General features: G+C 37.8%; 13 protein-coding genes. 1 reads left to right on the top strand and 12 read right to left on the bottom strand.

Features of this window, described 5'->3' with window-relative positions; genetic code table 11:
* Positions 1-7: 7 nt before the first annotated feature.
* The 11 genes from cyoE to ABDJ41_RS02020 form a co-directional block, all read right to left on the bottom strand.
* Positions 8-886: a heme o synthase gene (gene cyoE / locus ABDJ41_RS02070; RefSeq protein ID WP_349784077.1), complete on the bottom strand. Its 879-nt coding sequence runs from the start codon at positions 884-886 to the stop codon at positions 8-10.
* An 11-nt stretch (positions 887-897) separates the two neighbouring features.
* Positions 898-1,962: a COX15/CtaA family protein gene (locus tag ABDJ41_RS02065; protein ID WP_349784076.1), complete on the bottom strand. Its 1,065-nt coding sequence runs from the start codon at positions 1,960-1,962 to the stop codon at positions 898-900.
* Positions 1,963-2,046: 84 nt separating this feature from the next.
* Positions 2,047-3,936, bottom strand: a complete 1,890-nt coding sequence (locus ABDJ41_RS02060; protein WP_349784075.1) for a cytochrome c oxidase subunit I — start codon at positions 3,934-3,936, stop codon at positions 2,047-2,049.
* 20 nt (positions 3,937-3,956) lie between these two features.
* The gene (locus tag ABDJ41_RS02055) at positions 3,957-5,186 is read right to left on the bottom strand and encodes a cytochrome c oxidase subunit II (protein WP_349784074.1); all 1,230 of its coding nucleotides are present in this window, start codon (positions 5,184-5,186) and stop codon (positions 3,957-3,959) included.
* Between the two features lie 69 nt (positions 5,187-5,255).
* A complete protein-coding gene (locus tag ABDJ41_RS02050; protein WP_349784073.1) occupies positions 5,256-6,470 on the bottom strand; it encodes a quinol:cytochrome C oxidoreductase in 1,215 nt (404 codons plus the stop codon).
* 13 nt (positions 6,471-6,483) lie between these two features.
* On the bottom strand, positions 6,484-7,083 hold the full coding sequence (locus ABDJ41_RS02045) for a c-type cytochrome (protein WP_349784072.1): 600 nt from the start codon (positions 7,081-7,083) through the stop codon (positions 6,484-6,486).
* A complete protein-coding gene (locus ABDJ41_RS02040; RefSeq protein ID WP_349784071.1) occupies positions 7,076-7,612 on the bottom strand; it encodes a DUF3341 domain-containing protein in 537 nt (178 codons plus the stop codon). Before ABDJ41_RS02040 ends, ABDJ41_RS02045 begins: the two co-directional genes overlap by 8 nt.
* A 2-nt stretch (positions 7,613-7,614) precedes the next feature.
* A complete protein-coding gene (gene nrfD / locus ABDJ41_RS02035) occupies positions 7,615-9,087 on the bottom strand; it encodes an NrfD/PsrC family molybdoenzyme membrane anchor subunit (protein WP_349784070.1) in 1,473 nt (490 codons plus the stop codon).
* A 32-nt stretch (positions 9,088-9,119) separates the two neighbouring features.
* On the bottom strand, positions 9,120-12,200 hold the full coding sequence (locus tag ABDJ41_RS02030; RefSeq protein WP_349784069.1) for a TAT-variant-translocated molybdopterin oxidoreductase: 3,081 nt from the start codon (positions 12,198-12,200) through the stop codon (positions 9,120-9,122).
* Between the two features lie 45 nt (positions 12,201-12,245).
* Entirely contained in the window at positions 12,246-13,544 is a 1,299-nt protein-coding gene (locus ABDJ41_RS02025; protein ID WP_349784068.1) for a c-type cytochrome, read from the bottom strand.
* 253 nt (positions 13,545-13,797) lie between these two features.
* Positions 13,798-14,775: a deoxyhypusine synthase family protein gene (locus tag ABDJ41_RS02020; RefSeq protein ID WP_349784067.1), complete on the bottom strand. Its 978-nt coding sequence runs from the start codon at positions 14,773-14,775 to the stop codon at positions 13,798-13,800.
* A 304-nt stretch (positions 14,776-15,079) separates the two neighbouring features.
* Here ABDJ41_RS02020 and ABDJ41_RS02015 point away from each other — a divergent pair, with 304 nt between their 5' ends.
* A complete protein-coding gene (locus ABDJ41_RS02015; protein WP_349784066.1) occupies positions 15,080-16,210 on the top strand; it encodes a BamA/TamA family outer membrane protein in 1,131 nt (376 codons plus the stop codon).
* Between the two features lie 9 nt (positions 16,211-16,219).
* Here ABDJ41_RS02015 and ABDJ41_RS02010 read toward each other — a convergent pair whose 3' ends face one another.
* Positions 16,220-17,020 (bottom strand): O-methyltransferase, encoded by an 801-nt coding sequence (locus ABDJ41_RS02010; RefSeq protein WP_349784065.1) that lies wholly within the window; start codon positions 17,018-17,020, stop codon positions 16,220-16,222.

Here is a 17,020-nt window from a genome sequence, read left to right as displayed (position 1 = left end):
TTAAAAATTATTTAGCTATAAAATCAAACAATAAAACTAACTGGACCAATGGCAGGTAAAAGAATGAACAAAACATAACCTTTCTGGCACTGTCCAGATCCATCTTCACCAGCAACTTAAATCCTAACCAGGCAAAAACTAGTCCGGCAAGCAATGAAATCCCAGCAATATAGTAGCCACCAAAGCCATAGAAGGTTGGCAGTAAACTAACAGGGATCAATATTAAAGTGCTTAAAAATGTTATGAAAGCACTTACTTTATCACGTTTAGTAGTAGGCAAAAGTCTAAACCCCGCCTTTTTATAATCATCATCCAATACCCAAGCAATGGACCAGAAATGAGGAAACTGCCAGACAAATTGAATCAGAAACAAAATAACCGCTATCTGATCAATTTTACCATGAGCAGCTACATAACCAATTAATGGAGGTAAAGCTCCGGGAATTGCTCCAACAAATACAGCAATCGGAGATTTACGCTTCATTGGCGTATAAGCAAAGGCATATAGAAAAATAGAAAACACTGATAACAAACCCGTTTCAATATTTAATCTTCCTAATAAGTATGTACCCAATAAGCCCATAACCAAACCAGAAACTAATCCCTGACCAGTGGTCATATGACCAGCAGGCATAGGACGATCCTTAGTTCTGGTCATCAATTTATCGAGATCCACTTCAATCACTTCATTAAAGCAATTTGCCGCTGAGGTTACTAAAAATCCTCCTATAATCAGGATTATCCAGTTAGTCCAGTTAATGCCAGGAATAACTCCATCTATTGGTACCTGTGAGCCAATCAAAAAAGTAACAGACGCAGAGAACACTACCAGGAACGTTAACCTGAATTTTATGAGCTTAGAGAAATCTGAGAAAAACCTTTTCAATTTTTTATAAATTAATTCTGTTGGTTGTAAGTACTTGATCTGTAAACCAACAAATACAGATAGTATTGCAGACTAAATAAAACAGTTGAAAATAAAATATGCATAGCCTGTGCATAAGGTGGAAGCGCAAAGTTAGACAATATTAAGCCTGTTGCAATCTGAATAATTAAAACTATTCCAATACTATTACCAATGCTTAATGCTACAGTCTTTCCGTTAAATCTATCCTTCACGATTTTATAAATAATAATATTTATAACCAGTACCAGAAGTGCCAGATCACGATGGTAAGAGAACATATCCCCCACTTTTGAAACCCATGTATTTCGTCCACTATACATCATCTGCTTAGAAATCGCATCAATTGCTTCACGAACTTCAGTACCTATTACAATTTGTATGGTACTTAAAACAATAGAGCCAAAAATTAATACCTTAAGCCATACCAACTGTCCCATTACAACCGTAGGTTGTTGATCAAGTTGTTTTGCATAATTATAGGTATAAACTAAAATACCTAAGATAACCAATGCCAAAAGCATGTGTACAGTAACTATCCAGGGCATTAAATTTGTCGAAACAACTATAGATCCCAGCCATGCTTGAAAACCGACAGTAACAACATTTAAAACACTAAGAACAGGAATCCTTATCGCTCTTTTCTTGTACGTAAATGCAGAAACAGCTAAAGCTAATAAGAAGAAACCTGTAATAGCCCCCATCAACCTGTTTATATATTCAGTCCAGGTTTTTGCTACATTAAATGTCTCAGGTTGAAGTATAGATTCATCATGTCGGATGCTGTCTGCCAAATGTCCTTTACCCATTTTCTCAAGGGTTTTGGCAAACCGTTCATTTTTTGCAACACGTTCCGCTACATATTTTTCTTTATAATCAGCAGGAAGCTGAGAAACATGTGTCGGTGGTATATATTGCCCAAAACACTTAGGCCAATCCGGACAGCCCATACCAGAACCTGTACTACGTACAACTCCACCCGCTAATATAACAAGTAAGGTTACAACTATTGTAATAAGGTTTAGCTTGATAAATCTCTTTTCAGATTTAAGAACCATGGTATGTAATAGATTAAAAAAAATGAGGCATCTGTGGTAAGTATTCACCTACTGCAGATACCTCATCGTATTAGATACTATATATTAGTCTAATTTTGACGCATCTGCAGGAGGGTTTTTAGATTCCCATTCCTTTTGTATACGTTCAGACTCGACATTACCTTCAAAATCATGAGGCATGTTCGAACTCATTGTTTGCGAGAAAGGAACTGTTTGAGGAATGAAATCCTGTTCTGCTCCTGGCTTGCTATAATCATATGGCCAACGGTATACCGTTGGAATTTCTCCTGGCCAGTTACCATGTAAACGTTCTACAGGTGTAGTCCACTCTAAAGTATTGGCACCCCAAGGGTTTTGTGATGAAACTTTACCTTTAAAGATAGAATAGAAGAAGTTGAATAAGAAAGCAACTTGAGCCAATCCAGCAATAATCGCGGCCCATGTAACTAAAATATTTACAGTAACCCATTTCTGCATAAACTCAAACTCAGTAAATGCGTAGTAACGACGCGGCACACCATCCAGACCTAAAAAGTGTAGTGGGAAGAACACCAGGTAAGCACAAATGAAAGTAATCCAGAAGTGCAGATAACCTAATTTGCTGCTCATCAATCTTCCAAACATTTTAGGAAAATAATGATAAACACCCGCAAGCATACCAAAAATAGCTGCCGATCCCATTACAAGGTGGAAGTGAGCAATTACGAAATATGTATCATGCAAAGTAATATCCAATGATGCATTTCCTAACCAGATACCAGTTAATCCACCAGAGATAAAGAATGAAACCATACCGATAGCAAACAACATAGCTGGCGTAAATCGGATATTTCCTCTCCATAAAGTAGCTAACCAGTTAAAGGTTTTAACAGCTGAAGGAACCGCAATAATCAACGTGGTAATCATGAACACACCGCCAAGTAATGGGTTCATCCCCGTTACAAACATGTGGTGACCCCAAACGATAAATGAAAGAACAGTAATACCAATCAATGAATAAATCATCGCATGGTAACCGAAAATAGGTTTTCTTGAATTCACAGACATGATCTCTGAAGACAATCCCATCGCTGGCATAATTACAATGTACACCTCAGGGTGACCAAGGAACCAGAATAAGTGTTGCCATAAAATTGGAGATCCACCTTCGTTAGGAAGAATCTGTGTACCCATTACGATATCTGAAAGGTAGAAACTTGTACCGAAACTTCTATCGAAGATTAACAATACAACACCGGCTACCAATACAGGGAAAGATAATATACCTAAAACTGCAGTTAAGAAGAATGCCCAGATTGTCAATGGCATTTTCCAAAGATCCATCCCTTTAGTACGCATGTTTAATATTGTACTAACATAGTTGATACCACCCATTAATGACGAAGCAACAAAAAGGATCATACTGATTAACCATAGGGTCATACCCAAACCAGATCCTGAAATCGCTGTTGGTAAAGCTGATAAAGGAGGATAAACTGTCCACCCAGCACTTGCAGGTCCCGTCTGTATAAAGAATGAACCCATCATGATTACACAAGCAGCAAAGAAGAACCAGTAAGAAAGCATGTTCAGGAATGGCGAAGCCATATCCCTTGCACCAATCTGAAGTGGGATTAACAAGTTACTGAATGTACCACTCAATCCAGCCGTTAATACAAAGAATACCATGATGGTACCATGTATAGTTACAAGTGCAAGATAAAAGTCCGGTTTTATACGTCCACCTTCTGCCCATTTTCCTAAGAAAGTCTCTAAAATAGGGAAATCCTTATCTGGCCATGCCAGTTGTAAACGAAACAAGATTGACAAGCCCATCGCAATAACAGCCATAATAATACCTGTTATCAGGAATTGCTTAGCGATCATCTTGTGATCCTGACTAAAGACATACTTCGTTAAGAAGGTCTCTTTGTGATGCCCATGATCATCATGGTTATCGTGGTTATGTGTATCGTGTAATGATATAGTTGACATAATGTGCTATTCCAGTATTATTAATTATTTAAAGCTAATTGTTTTGTTTTAACCGCTGAAGTATCTTTTGCTGCAGAATCTGCAGGTACAGTAACAGCTGCAGAACTAACAGGTATGTTAAATTCCTTTCTCAAATCATCAGTTAAATAAGTTGGCTGCTCTTTTAACCAAGCCTCATACTCTTCCATAGAAACAACTTTAACTTCTTTTTGCATTTTGTAGTGACCGTCTCCACAGATCTTGTTACATAAAAACAAATATTTAAATGTTGGATCATTAGTTTTAGCTTTCATCTCCTCTGTTGTAATAGTTGGAGTAAATTCAAAGTAAGAAGTCATACCAGGTACAGTATTCAATTGCACTCTAAAGTGTGGCATGTAAAAACTGTGAATTACATCTTTACTACCTAATATCAAACGTACAGGTTTACCAATTGGAATTACCATTTCATCAGCAGACTGATCATCTAAAGCATTTTTATCTTTGAAATCGATACCGATACCATTGGTAGCTGTAATTAATTTAAAGTTTTTATTACCTACAACACCATCTGCTCCGGCATAACGAATAGACCAGGCAAACTGTGAAGAAACTACTTCAATATTGATAGGCTTATTATTTGGATCTTCTATTTTGAAGAAAATTGATCTCCAGGTAAGGAATCCCATTAATACCAATACAGTTAAAGCCAATGCAGGCACGATTGTCCAGATACGCTCAATAGTATTGTTATGAGGATAGTAGTATGCTTTTCTTTTTTTATTATATCTATATATATAAGTAAAAACAAATAAAAGGATATGCGTTACAATAAACACAATAGTAGTCATGATCAATGTCACGTTGAACATCTGATCAATTTTCTTACCATGCTCTGATGCTGCCTCAGGCAAGATCATTTTACCGTGAACTGTATATTCCCAATATACTCCATATAAACCTACGATAAGGAACAATGCAAAAAGCACAGCGTTAACCGTATTCCAGTTAATACCTTTAGGTTTGTCCTGAGCCTCACGAGTCAATTCATATACCTTTAATGCTTTTCCAATTATTGCTATGAACAAACATAGCAGTAAAAATGCCAGGGTATAAAATATTGCCGTTTTATAAACCGGCCCCATATCTACGGGCTTTGTAGCGGCCTCAGCGGCTGCAGCTTGTGCAAATACGCTGGTGCTTGCAAATGCAGATAAGATTACTGCTAGTGCCGCTATTGATTTGTTACTTATAAATTTTCTTAAACTCATTTCCTTAAAAGTAGTAACGCTGTACTTCTATTATATTATTATTTTTTATTCTCTATAAAAATCACCAGACTATAAATGGTGATTTAAACTTTCTTGTAAAAATGGATGATTTTTAGGAATCAAAGGCTTTTTACTTAAAGCAGATAACACTGTAAAAGTAAACAATCCTACAAAACCTACTGCAGTACCAATCTCAATGAAACCAAAGGCATGGTGTTCCTCAACTGTTCCTGGCATAATCATCTGGTAATAATCAACCCAGTGTCCACATAAAACAACGATTGATACCGTTAATAATATGTTTTCCTGTCTCTTGTTATCTCTATCCATTAACAGCAACACGGGAGCTAAAAAGTTCAATACAAGATTCAGGTAGAACCAGAACTCATAATGCTCAAATCTTTTGTAGAAGTATACTGTCTCTTCCGGCATATTTGCATAATAGATCAAAAGGAACTGCGCAAACCATACATAAGTCCAGAAGATAGAGAATCCAAAGATAAACTGTCCCAAGTTATGTAAGTGACTATTATTTACCCAACTCATGTAACCTGCTTTTCTTAACAGAATCAGCATGATGGCAATAATTGCTAAACTACATACCCACATTGCAGCGAAGTTATACCAACCAAACATCGTAGAGAACCAATGTGCCTCTAATGACATCACAGTATCAAATGCAAAGATTGGAGTCGTAAATCCGTAAATTACAAGAAAGATACAAGAGTATTTAAAGCTCTTTCTATAAGAGTTTAAACCACCTTCCAAATCTTCATTATTAGACAACTTAGCTAAATACATAGCAAAGAAGCTATAGATTGCTAAAAATACAATCTGACGTCCCATAAAGAATGGTACGTTCAAGAAAGCAGATTTACCGTCGATTAATTTATCATAGTTAGGGCTGTTTGGATCAGTCAATCCATCAGCATGCCAGTGATGATACAAGTTGTGAGTATACAAACCTGCACCCATTACTATAAGTAAAATGATTACCGCTATAGGTAACACTTTAGCCATAGCCTCAGGTACCCTTAAAATTGACGCAGACCAACCAGCCTGTGCAACGAATTGAACAGCCAGGAAAAATGCTCCTGACATACAAACACAAGCAAAGTAATAAGCCATCAGCAAAAGATTAGCAAAAGTACGCTCATGAAGCGCCTTAGCTGAAAAACCATAACCTATAGCCGCTAAACCGATTACAATAGCGATTATACTTAAAGTTTTAGCTTTGCCTGTAAACTCAAACTGCTCAGTTAAATTATAATTGTGAGTTCCCATCTATTATTCTTTTCTATTGTATTTGTTGTAATTGTTGAACATACATCACTACTTTCCATCTTTCTTCTGGAGATAGTTGAGAGGCATGTGATCCCATATTATTTAAACCATACATAATTGTATGATAAATTTTTCCCGCTGTTAAGTCTTTCATCAAACCACCACGAGAAGAAGCTGCATCGCCATGATATGAAGGAATTCCACTAACTTTTTCGATTTTTACAAGGTGACCTTGACCATCTCCTTTTTCTCCATGACATGGAGCACAAAATACAGTGAAATAATGCTTTCCTGACTCCAGATTTGCTTCTGTTAATGCAAGAGGGTTAACCAATGCACTTGCAGCTTCATAACCTTCCTTTGTATTTGGAAGATCATACTTATCAAACCCTACCGGTACGGTGTGTGCAGGAGGCGTCTGAGCTGTCTGTCCCTTAAAACTCTTCAAATCTTCATTTGTAGTAGAAAGCGGTTGATCCGGATTAGGTGCAAGTGGATCATACATGTTCCTTGCATATTCTAAACCTGTGCTTCTTTTATCCTTGCATGCTGAAAATATAACAGTTCCAGCAAGAATACAAAATGAGGCTAAAACTATTTTACTCTTATTCATAGCTAACATATTTCCTTTCATTATGCTTTACTTCCAAAGCACCAGCTTCCTTTAATAATTCATCAATCTTACTGTGCTCAGTATTTTCTTTTGCATCAATTGCAATAATAAACCTATCGTCTGTTGCCCTTAAATCCATTACTCTCGGTGCTCTTCCCGGAAACAAGTGAGACGAAGCATAATAAGAACCAACCAGGCCAAAAGCACAAAATAAAATAGTTAGCTCAAAAGTAATAGGAATAAAATCCGGTAAAGCAAAGTGTGGCTTACCTCCGATATTAATTGGCCAGTCTAAAACTGTCGCGTAATATACAAATGCAAGCATGGTACATGTTCCTGTTATTCCAAAAAAGAAAGCTGCAATATCTAATCTTGAACGCTTAACTCCTAGTTTGGCTTCTATGCCGTGAATAGGCATTGGCGTATAAACATCATGTATCTTAATGTTGTTTTCCTGCAATTTCTCGATGCCATGCATCATCTCATCAGGATCACCAAAACTGCCTAAAATATATTTGATATTATTCATTGTTATATTTTTGCGTATTCTTCTTGTTTAACACTATCAAATTTCTCTAACGACTCAACATATTCCGATACGTGGGCCGGATCAAGATGACCTTCTTTAATCTGTCTCATTTTCTCTTGCTCACTAGCACTTTTCAGCAACAATTTAACCTCGGCAATTGCAATTGAAGGTAATACCCTTAAGAACAACAAGAACAAAGTAAAGAACAAACCGATGGAACCAACAAACACACTCACGTCAACCCATGATGGATAGAACATAGCCCAGCTAGAAGGTATATAATCGCGGTGTAATGAAGTTACAATAATTACAAAACGCTCAAACCACATACCGATGTTTACTACAATAGATAAAATCCAGGTAGCAGCGATGCTAGTACGAATTTTTTTGAACCATAACAACTGTGGAGAGATTACGTTACATGTCATCATCATCCAGTAAGCCCACCAATAAGGACCAGTCGAACGGTTGATAAATGCATATTGTTCATATTCTGAACCTGAGTACCAAGCGATAAAGAACTCCGTTAAATAAGCCACACCAACGATAGACCCAGTTAAAATGATGATTTTATTCATCGACTCAATATGGAACATCGTGATATAATTCTCAAGTCCTAATACTTTACGTGCAACCAATAATAAGGTTAACACCATCGCAAATCCTGAGAAGATCGCCCCTGCCACGAAATATGGAGGGAAGATTGTAGTGTGCCATCCCGGAATTACCGAGGTAGCAAAGTCCATAGATACAATCGTGTGTACCGATAGTACCAATGGTGTAGAGATACCAGCAAGGATAATAGAAACGGCCTCAAAACGTTGCCATGTCTTAACATTACCAGCCCATCCAAATGATAGGATAGAATAAATTTTGCGCTTTGTACCTGTTGCACGGTCACGAATAGTCGCGATATCAGGTAATAAACCTGTATACCAGAATAATAATGATACCGAGAAGTAAGTAGAGATCGCAAACATATCCCATACTAACGGTGAGTTAAAGTTAACCCATAATGATCCGAATTGATTCGGTAGCGGAAGTACCCAGTAAGCTAACCATGGTCTACCCATGTGAGATACTACATACGTTGCCGCACAAATAACGGCGAAAATCGTCATCGCCTCTGCAGAACGGTTGATGGAGTTACGCCAGTTCTGACGGAAAAGTAATAGTACTGCAGAAATCAAGGTTCCCGCGTGACCAATACCTACCCACCATACGAAACCAGTGATGTCCCAAGCCCATCCTACTGTTTTATTTAATCCCCAAGCACCGATACCAAACCAGAAGGTGTAGCTAACAGCTACAACCCAAAGTAAAGCTCCGCACAATGCTACGATAAATCCTATCCACCAAGCCCTATTTGGCTTATTCTCTACCGGCATTAAAATATCATCCGTAATCTTAGCATACGTGATATCATTACCGGTGATTAGTGGTTCTCTTAATATTGATTCGTTATGTCCTGACATAATTTATATTTCTTTTAATATCAGCTATCCGCTTACGCTTGTACTGTTGTATCTGTATTTCTAATTTTCGTCATATAACCAATACCCGGTTGTACGTTGATCTCTTCAAGCACATAGTAAACACGCTCACTACGTAATGCTTTTGAAACCTCCGATTCTGGATCATTGGAATCACCAAAGATGATTGCATTTGCAGAACAAGCCTGTTGACAAGCCATTTTGATATCACCATCTTTCAATGGACGTTTTTCAATTTTCGCCTGCAATTTACCTCCTTGGATACGTTGGATACACATCGAACATTTCTCCATAACACCTCTTGAACGTGTTGTTACATCAGGGTTAAGCACCAACTGAGTAAATTCGTTGTTCAAATAGTTATCGAAACGTGAATCATTCCAGTAGTTAAACCAGTTGAAACGACGTACTTTATATGGACAGTTGTTTGCACAATAACGTGTACCTACGCAACGGTTATAAGCCATGTGGTTTAAGCCGTCAGATGAGTGAACAGTTGCTAATACCGGACAAACAGTCTCACATGGAGCATGGTCACAGTGCTGACAAAGCATTGGCTGGTGTACAACCGATACATTGTTCATTTGCTCTTCTTTCAGATGAGCAATCTCTTTCTCTTTAGTTACTGAGTTGATACCATTGCTATGGCCATGTGCACCATGAGCTTCTGCATGTGTATCATTTTCCTGATTGAAACTGTAATAACGGTCAATACGTAACCAGTGCATTTCTCTGCGCTTACGTACTTCATCTTTACCTACAACAGGAATGTTATTCTCAACGTTACAAGCAACAATACAAGAACCACAACCAGTACAAGCATTCAAATCGATTGCCATTACCCAGTTGTTACCTGGTGTCTCATATTTATCCCATAAATCGTAAGTTTTATGCTTAGCATGGTCATTACCTGAACCAGCAGCTGGATTCTTTTTGTATTCAGCAAATGTAGCCTCACGGATTACATTTCTTCCTTCAAAAGAATAGTGTGTTTGTGTTTGAGCAAGTTCTTCTCTTCCGCCAGTTGCAGCTAATTTAACTGAAGTAGCATATTTTAAAGTACCATTGCTAAAGCTTACAAACGGATAAGCATTTTTACCAACATTATCTCCTGCTTTACCAGCATTGGTACGGCCATAGCCTAATGCAATCGAAACAGTACCAGGTGCCTGACCAGGCTGAATTAATATAGGTAATTCAATGCTGTAACCATTATCAGCTTTTACTGAAACAATATCAAATTCTTTAAATCCTAATTTCTCAGCATACTTAGGAGCTATAGCAACATAGTTATCCCAGGTTACTTTAGAAACCGGATCAGGAAGTTCTTGTAAGAATGCATTGTTAGCATGTTTACCATCACGCATCGGAACACTGGAGTAAACCTGTAACTCGATGTCTTTAGCCAGAGACTTACTGTTAGCAATGATTGCCGGAACAACAGCAGCTAATGAAAGACTGAAAGTATAAGTACCAGCCGTTTTTTCAGCACTAGCAAATACACCTTTTTGTAAAACATCTTTCCAGGTAGATCCTACCGCAGGTAAGATACTTTTCTCCCAGTTGTTACGCACATACTGATAGTATTCTTTAACTACATTATCAGACCAGATCAATAAACTTTCCTCTGCCTGACGTGAGTTAAACACAGGGTTGATTGTTGGTTGAACAATAGAGTAAACACCTTCGTATGAACTTGCATCACCCCATGACTCTAAATAGTTATGGTTCATTGCAACCACATCACATAAAGTAGCCGTCTCATCCTTACGGTCAGAGAAAGATACCTTTAATGCAACTTTTGCTAAAGCATCAGTAAACGCTTTTACATTTGCTACATCGTATGCAGGGTTACTATCCAGGAAGAAAACAGCAGCAACTTCACCTCTGTTCATTTCATTAATGAATTCAGCAAATTCTGCATCATTTCCTGCATAAAGTTTACAAGGATTATCTAAATCAATTGTAGTACCATAACTACCGATAGCAGAGTTGATGGCATTTACCAGGATTTGTGTAGAAACATCATTTGATCCTGAAACTACAAGGGCTTTACCTTTATTTTGCAAAAGCTCCTTACCTACCAATTTCAATGCTTTATCAGCAGTTACGTTGTTAGGTAATGCAGCACCTTCTAAATTAGAACCAGTAACGGCATTATATAAGGCAATTAAAGCAGGTCCCTCTTCCGATAATTTAATCGGAACACGTGTATCTGCATTTGTACCTGTTAAGCTCATGCCCGCCTCAAATTGGAAGTGACGAGACATTTTGCCTTTTTTCAATGATTTTTGATCTCTGTTAGATACATATTGAGCAGTAAATTCTTCACCGCTAATCCAAGTACCTAAAAAGTCAGCTCCAAAACTTACAATCAGGTCTGCCTGATCAAATTTGTATTTAGGAACTATTGCCTTACCAAAGCTATTCTCATTTGCTTTAATAATACCTGTATAAGAAACTGCGTCATACTGAACGTGTTTAGTATTAGGATAAGCTACAGCGAAATCAGCAATAACTGCTTTAGTCGATGGACTGTTTATTGATGATGAAACAATACGGATTTTCTTTCCAGAAGCCTGAGCTTTGTTTAACTCACCTTTAACAAATTCATCTACCTTGGTCCAGGTTGCATCAGCACCCTTTACCAATGGAGATCTAAGTTTAGATACATCATACAAGTCTAAAACTGAAGCCTGTGCCTGAGCATCAGTACCACGGTTAAAAATACCTGCATTCGTATTTGCATCAATCTTAATTGGTCTACCTTCTCTGGTTTTAACTAAAACCGGCTGACCTTTAAAGCTTGACACATAATAGTTAGGGATACCCGGCACAACCTCTTCAGGTTTAATCACATAAGGAATTGCCTTATGAACCGGGGCAGTCTGACATGCCGCTAGTGTCACCGCACCTAATCCAAAGCCCAATGCCTTTAAAAAGTCGCGGCGAGGAGTCACGGTACTTAACCCTGCTTCATTTAAAACATCTTCTATTGGAAGGGGCTCAGCAAATTCGTTTTTGTTATTTTGAACAAAATCCGGAGTGTTGTTATACTCTTCTAAGCCTTTCCAGTATTTTTTATTGCTTTCCATTTAGCTATATTACTGTTATCGAACGTTCTTTGTTATTAAACTCTATTAATAGTGACACTTGCCACACTCTAAACCACCTAACAATGCAGGAGTAATTTTCTCGCCTTTTTTGATTTTCTCATGGGCTTCGATCACTTTAGCATAGAAAGCGTTGTCTTTACCTGAAACTTCTGCTTTATTATGGCAATCAACACACCATTTCATTGTTAACGGAGAATACTGATAGATTTCTTCCATCGTATCTACCGGACCATGACAAGCAAAACATACAGGCTCATTAGGTTTTAAACCTCTTTCCTTTCTGATTGCTTCTTCACCAACTACAACGTGTTGCGAGTGATTAAAGTAAGCAAAGTCAGGTAAGTTGTGTACACGCACCCACTCAACAGGCTTTTCTTTCGATTTATCGTAAGTAAGCGTATTTGGATCGTACCCTATAGCAGTATAGATCTTCTGAATTTCAGGAGAAATCTCTCCGTTGTATTTTTCAGTCGCCTGTACAGACTTGTGACAGTTCATACAAACGTTAACCGAAGGTATAGTAGCATTCTTAGATTTAAATGCACCAGCGTGACAGTATTGACAATCAATCTGATTAACACCAGCGTGTAATTCGTGAGAGAATTTGATTGGTTGCACTGGTTGATAACCTGTATGTACACCAGTATTCCACATTCCCATCCATCCGAATGAACCTAAGCTTATAATTAAGCATAGGATAAAGAAGAATACAAACTTCTTGTTTTTAAATAATTTACGTGTACCCGCTGCGAAAGAAAGATTTTCTTCTTCAATAACTTCAACACCTTGTTTCTTTAAGATCAAACGCTCCAACATTTTCACAGCGCGACCTAAAACAATCAGCACTGCTATAGAAATTACTATAATCAATGCAATACCTGCGATAGACCAGTTAGAAAAACCAGTAGAACCCGTCCCAGCTACAGCAGCTCCTGCTTCAGCTTCTTTCTTAGGCTCACCCGCTTGCGCATAAGCGATGATGTTTTTAATTTGATCGTCAGTTAATGTAGGAAACGCAGTCATCTCCGCAGGAGAAAACTTTGCTGCTTCAATTGCTACAGGATTACCAGCATCAACTAAAACTTTCCAGTTCCTGATCCATTGGATTGCAAAAGCTTCATCCAACTCTTTCAACTTTGGTGTTAATGCCGGACCTGTACTATTACGATCCAGTTGGTGACAAGAAGCACATTTATCCTTAAATAATTTTCTTCCCTCTACTACATCTTGTGCTTTCGTTGCAGAAACGATTAAAACAGATAGAGCCGTAAACATGAATGCCGACTTCCAAACTCTTCTAATGATCAATGAGATATCCCTCATAATGAGTATTTTATGCTATTTTTTAAAAAACTTTATAACCGTTTATGATGTTAAAACTTAGGGTCTTCACCAAAACGTCCACAAAAGTAAAATTTATTAACGTACCAATGACAAATAAATGACAGTAAATACAATTTATAACCAATCTAAATAGTGTCATTTTATTGCTTTAAATAAAGAAAATCACCAATTTTTTCTGAAAATTGGTGACCCTTTGTATGCAACATCCTAATACAGGATTTGCAAATTTAAATTACATTTTTAATATCCATGCAAATATCAGAGGCGCTACTATCGTTGCGTCAGATTCCACTATAAACTTCGGCGTATTGATATCTAATTTACCCCAGGTGATTTTCTCATTTGGCACAGCACCAGAATATGATCCATATGATGTAGTAGAATCAGATATCTGACAGAAATAACTCCAGAATGGAATGTTAGGCATTTCCATATCCTGATAAAGCATTGGCACAACGCAGATTGGAAAATCTCCGGCAATACCACCGCCTATCTGGAAAAAGCCAACACCTTTACCAGAACTGTTTTTAATATACCAATCTGATAAATATCCCATATACTCAATACCACCTTTTACAGTAGTTGCTGTTACTTCACCCTTCATCACATAAGAAGCAAAAATATTACCCATGGTCGAATCTTCCCATCCCGGCACTACAATTGGAAGATTTTTTTCTGCTGCAGCAAGCATCCACGAATTTTTAGGGTCAATCTCATAGTATTGCTCAAGATCACCACTTAATAACATCTTATACATGAACTCATGCGGAAAATAACGTTCCCCTGCCTTCTCTGCATCTTTCCAGATCTTATTGATGTGCTTCTGTAATCTCCGGAAAGCCTCTTCTTCAGGGATACATGTATCAGTCACCCTATTATAGTGGTTTTCTAACAAGTCCCACTCATCCTGCGGACTTAAGTCGCGGTAATTAGGAACACGCTTATAATGTGAGTGCGCAACAAGGTTCATGATATCTTCTTCCAGGTTAGCTCCTGTGCATGAAATGATGGACACTTTATCCTGGCGAATCATCTCAGCCAATGAAATCCCCAGCTCAGCGGTACTCATTGCACCGGCGAGCGTAATCATCATTTTACCTCCTTCATCTAAATGTGTTTCATACCCTTTAGCAGCATCCATCATGGCCGCAGCATTAAAATGGAGGTAATTACGCTCCATAAACTGAGATATAGGTCCTCTTGTACTCATCTTGATCTATTTATCTATTTTTTTATTGCTGCAAACATAGCATATTTTAAGCAATTTCGGGTCTTTTCCATCGATCAATCGGGTATACAAACCCTAACACCTTACTAACCCGGCAATATTCTTTTGAAAATACTTTATTCACTTACATAAAACCTCAGTAAATACACTGTTTTCAACCAATTTATATCGCGTTTGGTAAACAAACAGTCGAGGCTTTTTTTAGCTGTTTTTCTTGATATTTAATATATGGCCTCAAAGTTGCTGAACTGATCGCATAACTAAAACTTTACACTAGCTCAGGCCGATGAAGAACATTTCGATTTGCACCATATTCGTTTTAATTGCAACAAACGCATTAGGGCAAAAGAAACTTATAGAAAGATACCTATCTAACAAAACAGATTCATCTCGCAGAGCGAGCTTTATGCCAGTTCCAATACTACGCTATTCTCAGGAAATCGGTTTTGAGTTTGGCGCAGGACTCCTATACTCGACCTACCTTGACAGAAAAGACCTTAACAACAGAAGCTCTAATTTTTCGGGCCTCGTTTCTGTATCTACCAAAGGACAATATAATGTTTCCTTAAAAAGTGATATATGGAGTAAACAAAACAAATATCATTACATTTCAGAAGTCCGCTTTAAAAGAATGCCATTTGATTTCTATGGTATAGGAAATGAAACACTGAATGCCAATAAGGATAGATTGGTACAAAGCTCAGTTAAAGTCGTCATTGAAGCAGAAAAGAAAGTTTCGCCAAGTATGTACACGGGGCTCTCTATCGGCTTTGAAAATTACCATTTTACAGACCAGGAAGCAGGCGGAATATTCACAAGCGACCAAACCATCTTACATAAAACAGGAGGTTCAGTTTTTTACGCGGGCATTTCCCAAACCTACGACACTAGAAACTCAAATAACTATACCACCAAGGGTTTAATGGCAAAGTTATCCTTGCAATATGCACCAGACTTTTGGGGAGGGGACAACTTTACAGGCGCCTTAATCAAAGCCAACGTCCGGAACTTCTGGTCACTCTCTCCAAAATTAGTATTGGGCGTAAATGGGCTTTTCCATTCTATACAAGGCAAGACTCCTCCATTTTATCTATTACCACAAATGGGTAATGATGAAATGATGAGAGGATATTATACAGGACGCTATAGAGACAGGAATTTATTGGCAGCACAGGCAGAACTGAGATATCGCTATAATAATCGTTTTGGCGCGGTTATTTTTGGTGGAGGCGGACAAGTATTCGAAAACAGAAGCTTTGCTATTAAAAACTTCAAGCCTTCTTATGGCGCTGGAGGAAGATATTTCTTTGACCCCGAAAAAGGGCTCAGCGTTCGTTTAGATTATGGTATTGGTGAAAAACGTGCAAACGAAAAGCGTCAGACAGGGTTTTACATCAGTCTGGCAGAGGCATTTTAAAAAGCAACTTTAAAATCTGATCTTAAAGTGCTCCTTAACCTGTCCTTTTCTAAAGTAAACCAAGCCTATCCAAAACAAATCAATTGTGACCGTAACATCAGGATGATTCTTAATCTCTTCCCAGGCTTCTTTCATACCTTTGCTCCAGTATATATCATCAAATATGAGCAATGATCCCTGATGCACCTTAGGTAGACACCATTTAAAATAATTCAAAGTAGCTTCTTTTCTATGATTTCCATCAATGTAAACAAAGTCAAGCTTGTCTTTCATCTCTATAATTCTGGGAAGAAGCAAATCGAAATTACCAACCTGAAGTTCAATATTTTTCAGATCCAATTCCTTAAAATTCCGATCAGCCACATTAGCTGTTTCCGGACAACCTTCAATAGTTAAGACCTGAGCTCCGGGACAAGCCTTGCTTAAATAAGCTGTTGTGACACCTAAACAAGTTCCAAGTTCTATAACATCAGCCGGATTAGCATCTTTAGCTAAACGGTAAATCAACTGTGCAAGTCGGGGAGCTTTTAATGCATTTTTTGCAATCTCTTTTACTTTCTTAGTCCTATTTTTATTAAGGTGAGAACCCGCTCCAAGATCTGTAACGTTAATAATTGAATCGTCATTTAAAAGTTTTTTTCGCTGTTCTTCAACAATTTTGTAATCAATTTTGGACTTAAAATCGTAAATTACCTCATCGGCAAGTTTATATACAAATGGGGAATGCGTACCATGCCTGCTCTTGGCAGTCAAACGGTGCTTCAAAAAGTCGACAATAAAACTAAAAATCATAGCCACAAAAATAGGCAT

The organism is Pedobacter sp. ASV1-7 (assembly GCF_040203335.1).
Lineage (GTDB): Bacteria > Bacteroidota > Bacteroidia > Sphingobacteriales > Sphingobacteriaceae > Pedobacter.
Note: the sequence above shows the minus strand (reverse complement) of the source record. Positions and strands in the feature narration are given on the sequence as shown.

What these genes read in the sequence shown, in the direction of transcription:
- ABDJ41_RS02040 (WP_349784071.1), bottom strand. Translation starts at nt 7,612, where the DNA reads ATGAATAATATCAAATATATTTTAGGCAGTTTTGGTGATCCTGATGAG.
- ABDJ41_RS02045 (WP_349784072.1), bottom strand. Translation starts at nt 7,083, where the DNA reads ATGAATAAGAGTAAAATAGTTTTAGCCTCATTTTGTATTCTTGCTGGA.
- ABDJ41_RS02010 (WP_349784065.1), bottom strand. Translation starts at nt 17,020, where the DNA reads ATGCCTATTTTTGTGGCTATGATTTTTAGTTTTATTGTCGACTTTTTG.
- ABDJ41_RS02025 (WP_349784068.1), bottom strand. Translation starts at nt 13,544, where the DNA reads ATGAGGGATATCTCATTGATCATTAGAAGAGTTTGGAAGTCGGCATTC.
- ABDJ41_RS02020 (WP_349784067.1), bottom strand. Translation starts at nt 14,775, where the DNA reads ATGAGTACAAGAGGACCTATATCTCAGTTTATGGAGCGTAATTACCTC.
- ABDJ41_RS02055 (WP_349784074.1), bottom strand. Translation starts at nt 5,186, where the DNA reads ATGAGTTTAAGAAAATTTATAAGTAACAAATCAATAGCGGCACTAGCA.
- ABDJ41_RS02015 (WP_349784066.1), top strand. Translation starts at nt 15,080, where the DNA reads ATGAAGAACATTTCGATTTGCACCATATTCGTTTTAATTGCAACAAAC.
- nrfD (WP_349784070.1), bottom strand. Translation starts at nt 9,087, where the DNA reads ATGTCAGGACATAACGAATCAATATTAAGAGAACCACTAATCACCGGT.
- ABDJ41_RS02065 (WP_349784076.1), bottom strand. Translation starts at nt 1,962, where the DNA reads ATGGTTCTTAAATCTGAAAAGAGATTTATCAAGCTAAACCTTATTACA.
- ABDJ41_RS02050 (WP_349784073.1), bottom strand. Translation starts at nt 6,470, where the DNA reads ATGGGAACTCACAATTATAATTTAACTGAGCAGTTTGAGTTTACAGGC.
- ABDJ41_RS02030 (WP_349784069.1), bottom strand. Translation starts at nt 12,200, where the DNA reads ATGGAAAGCAATAAAAAATACTGGAAAGGCTTAGAAGAGTATAACAAC.
- ABDJ41_RS02060 (WP_349784075.1), bottom strand. Translation starts at nt 3,936, where the DNA reads ATGTCAACTATATCATTACACGATACACATAACCACGATAACCATGAT.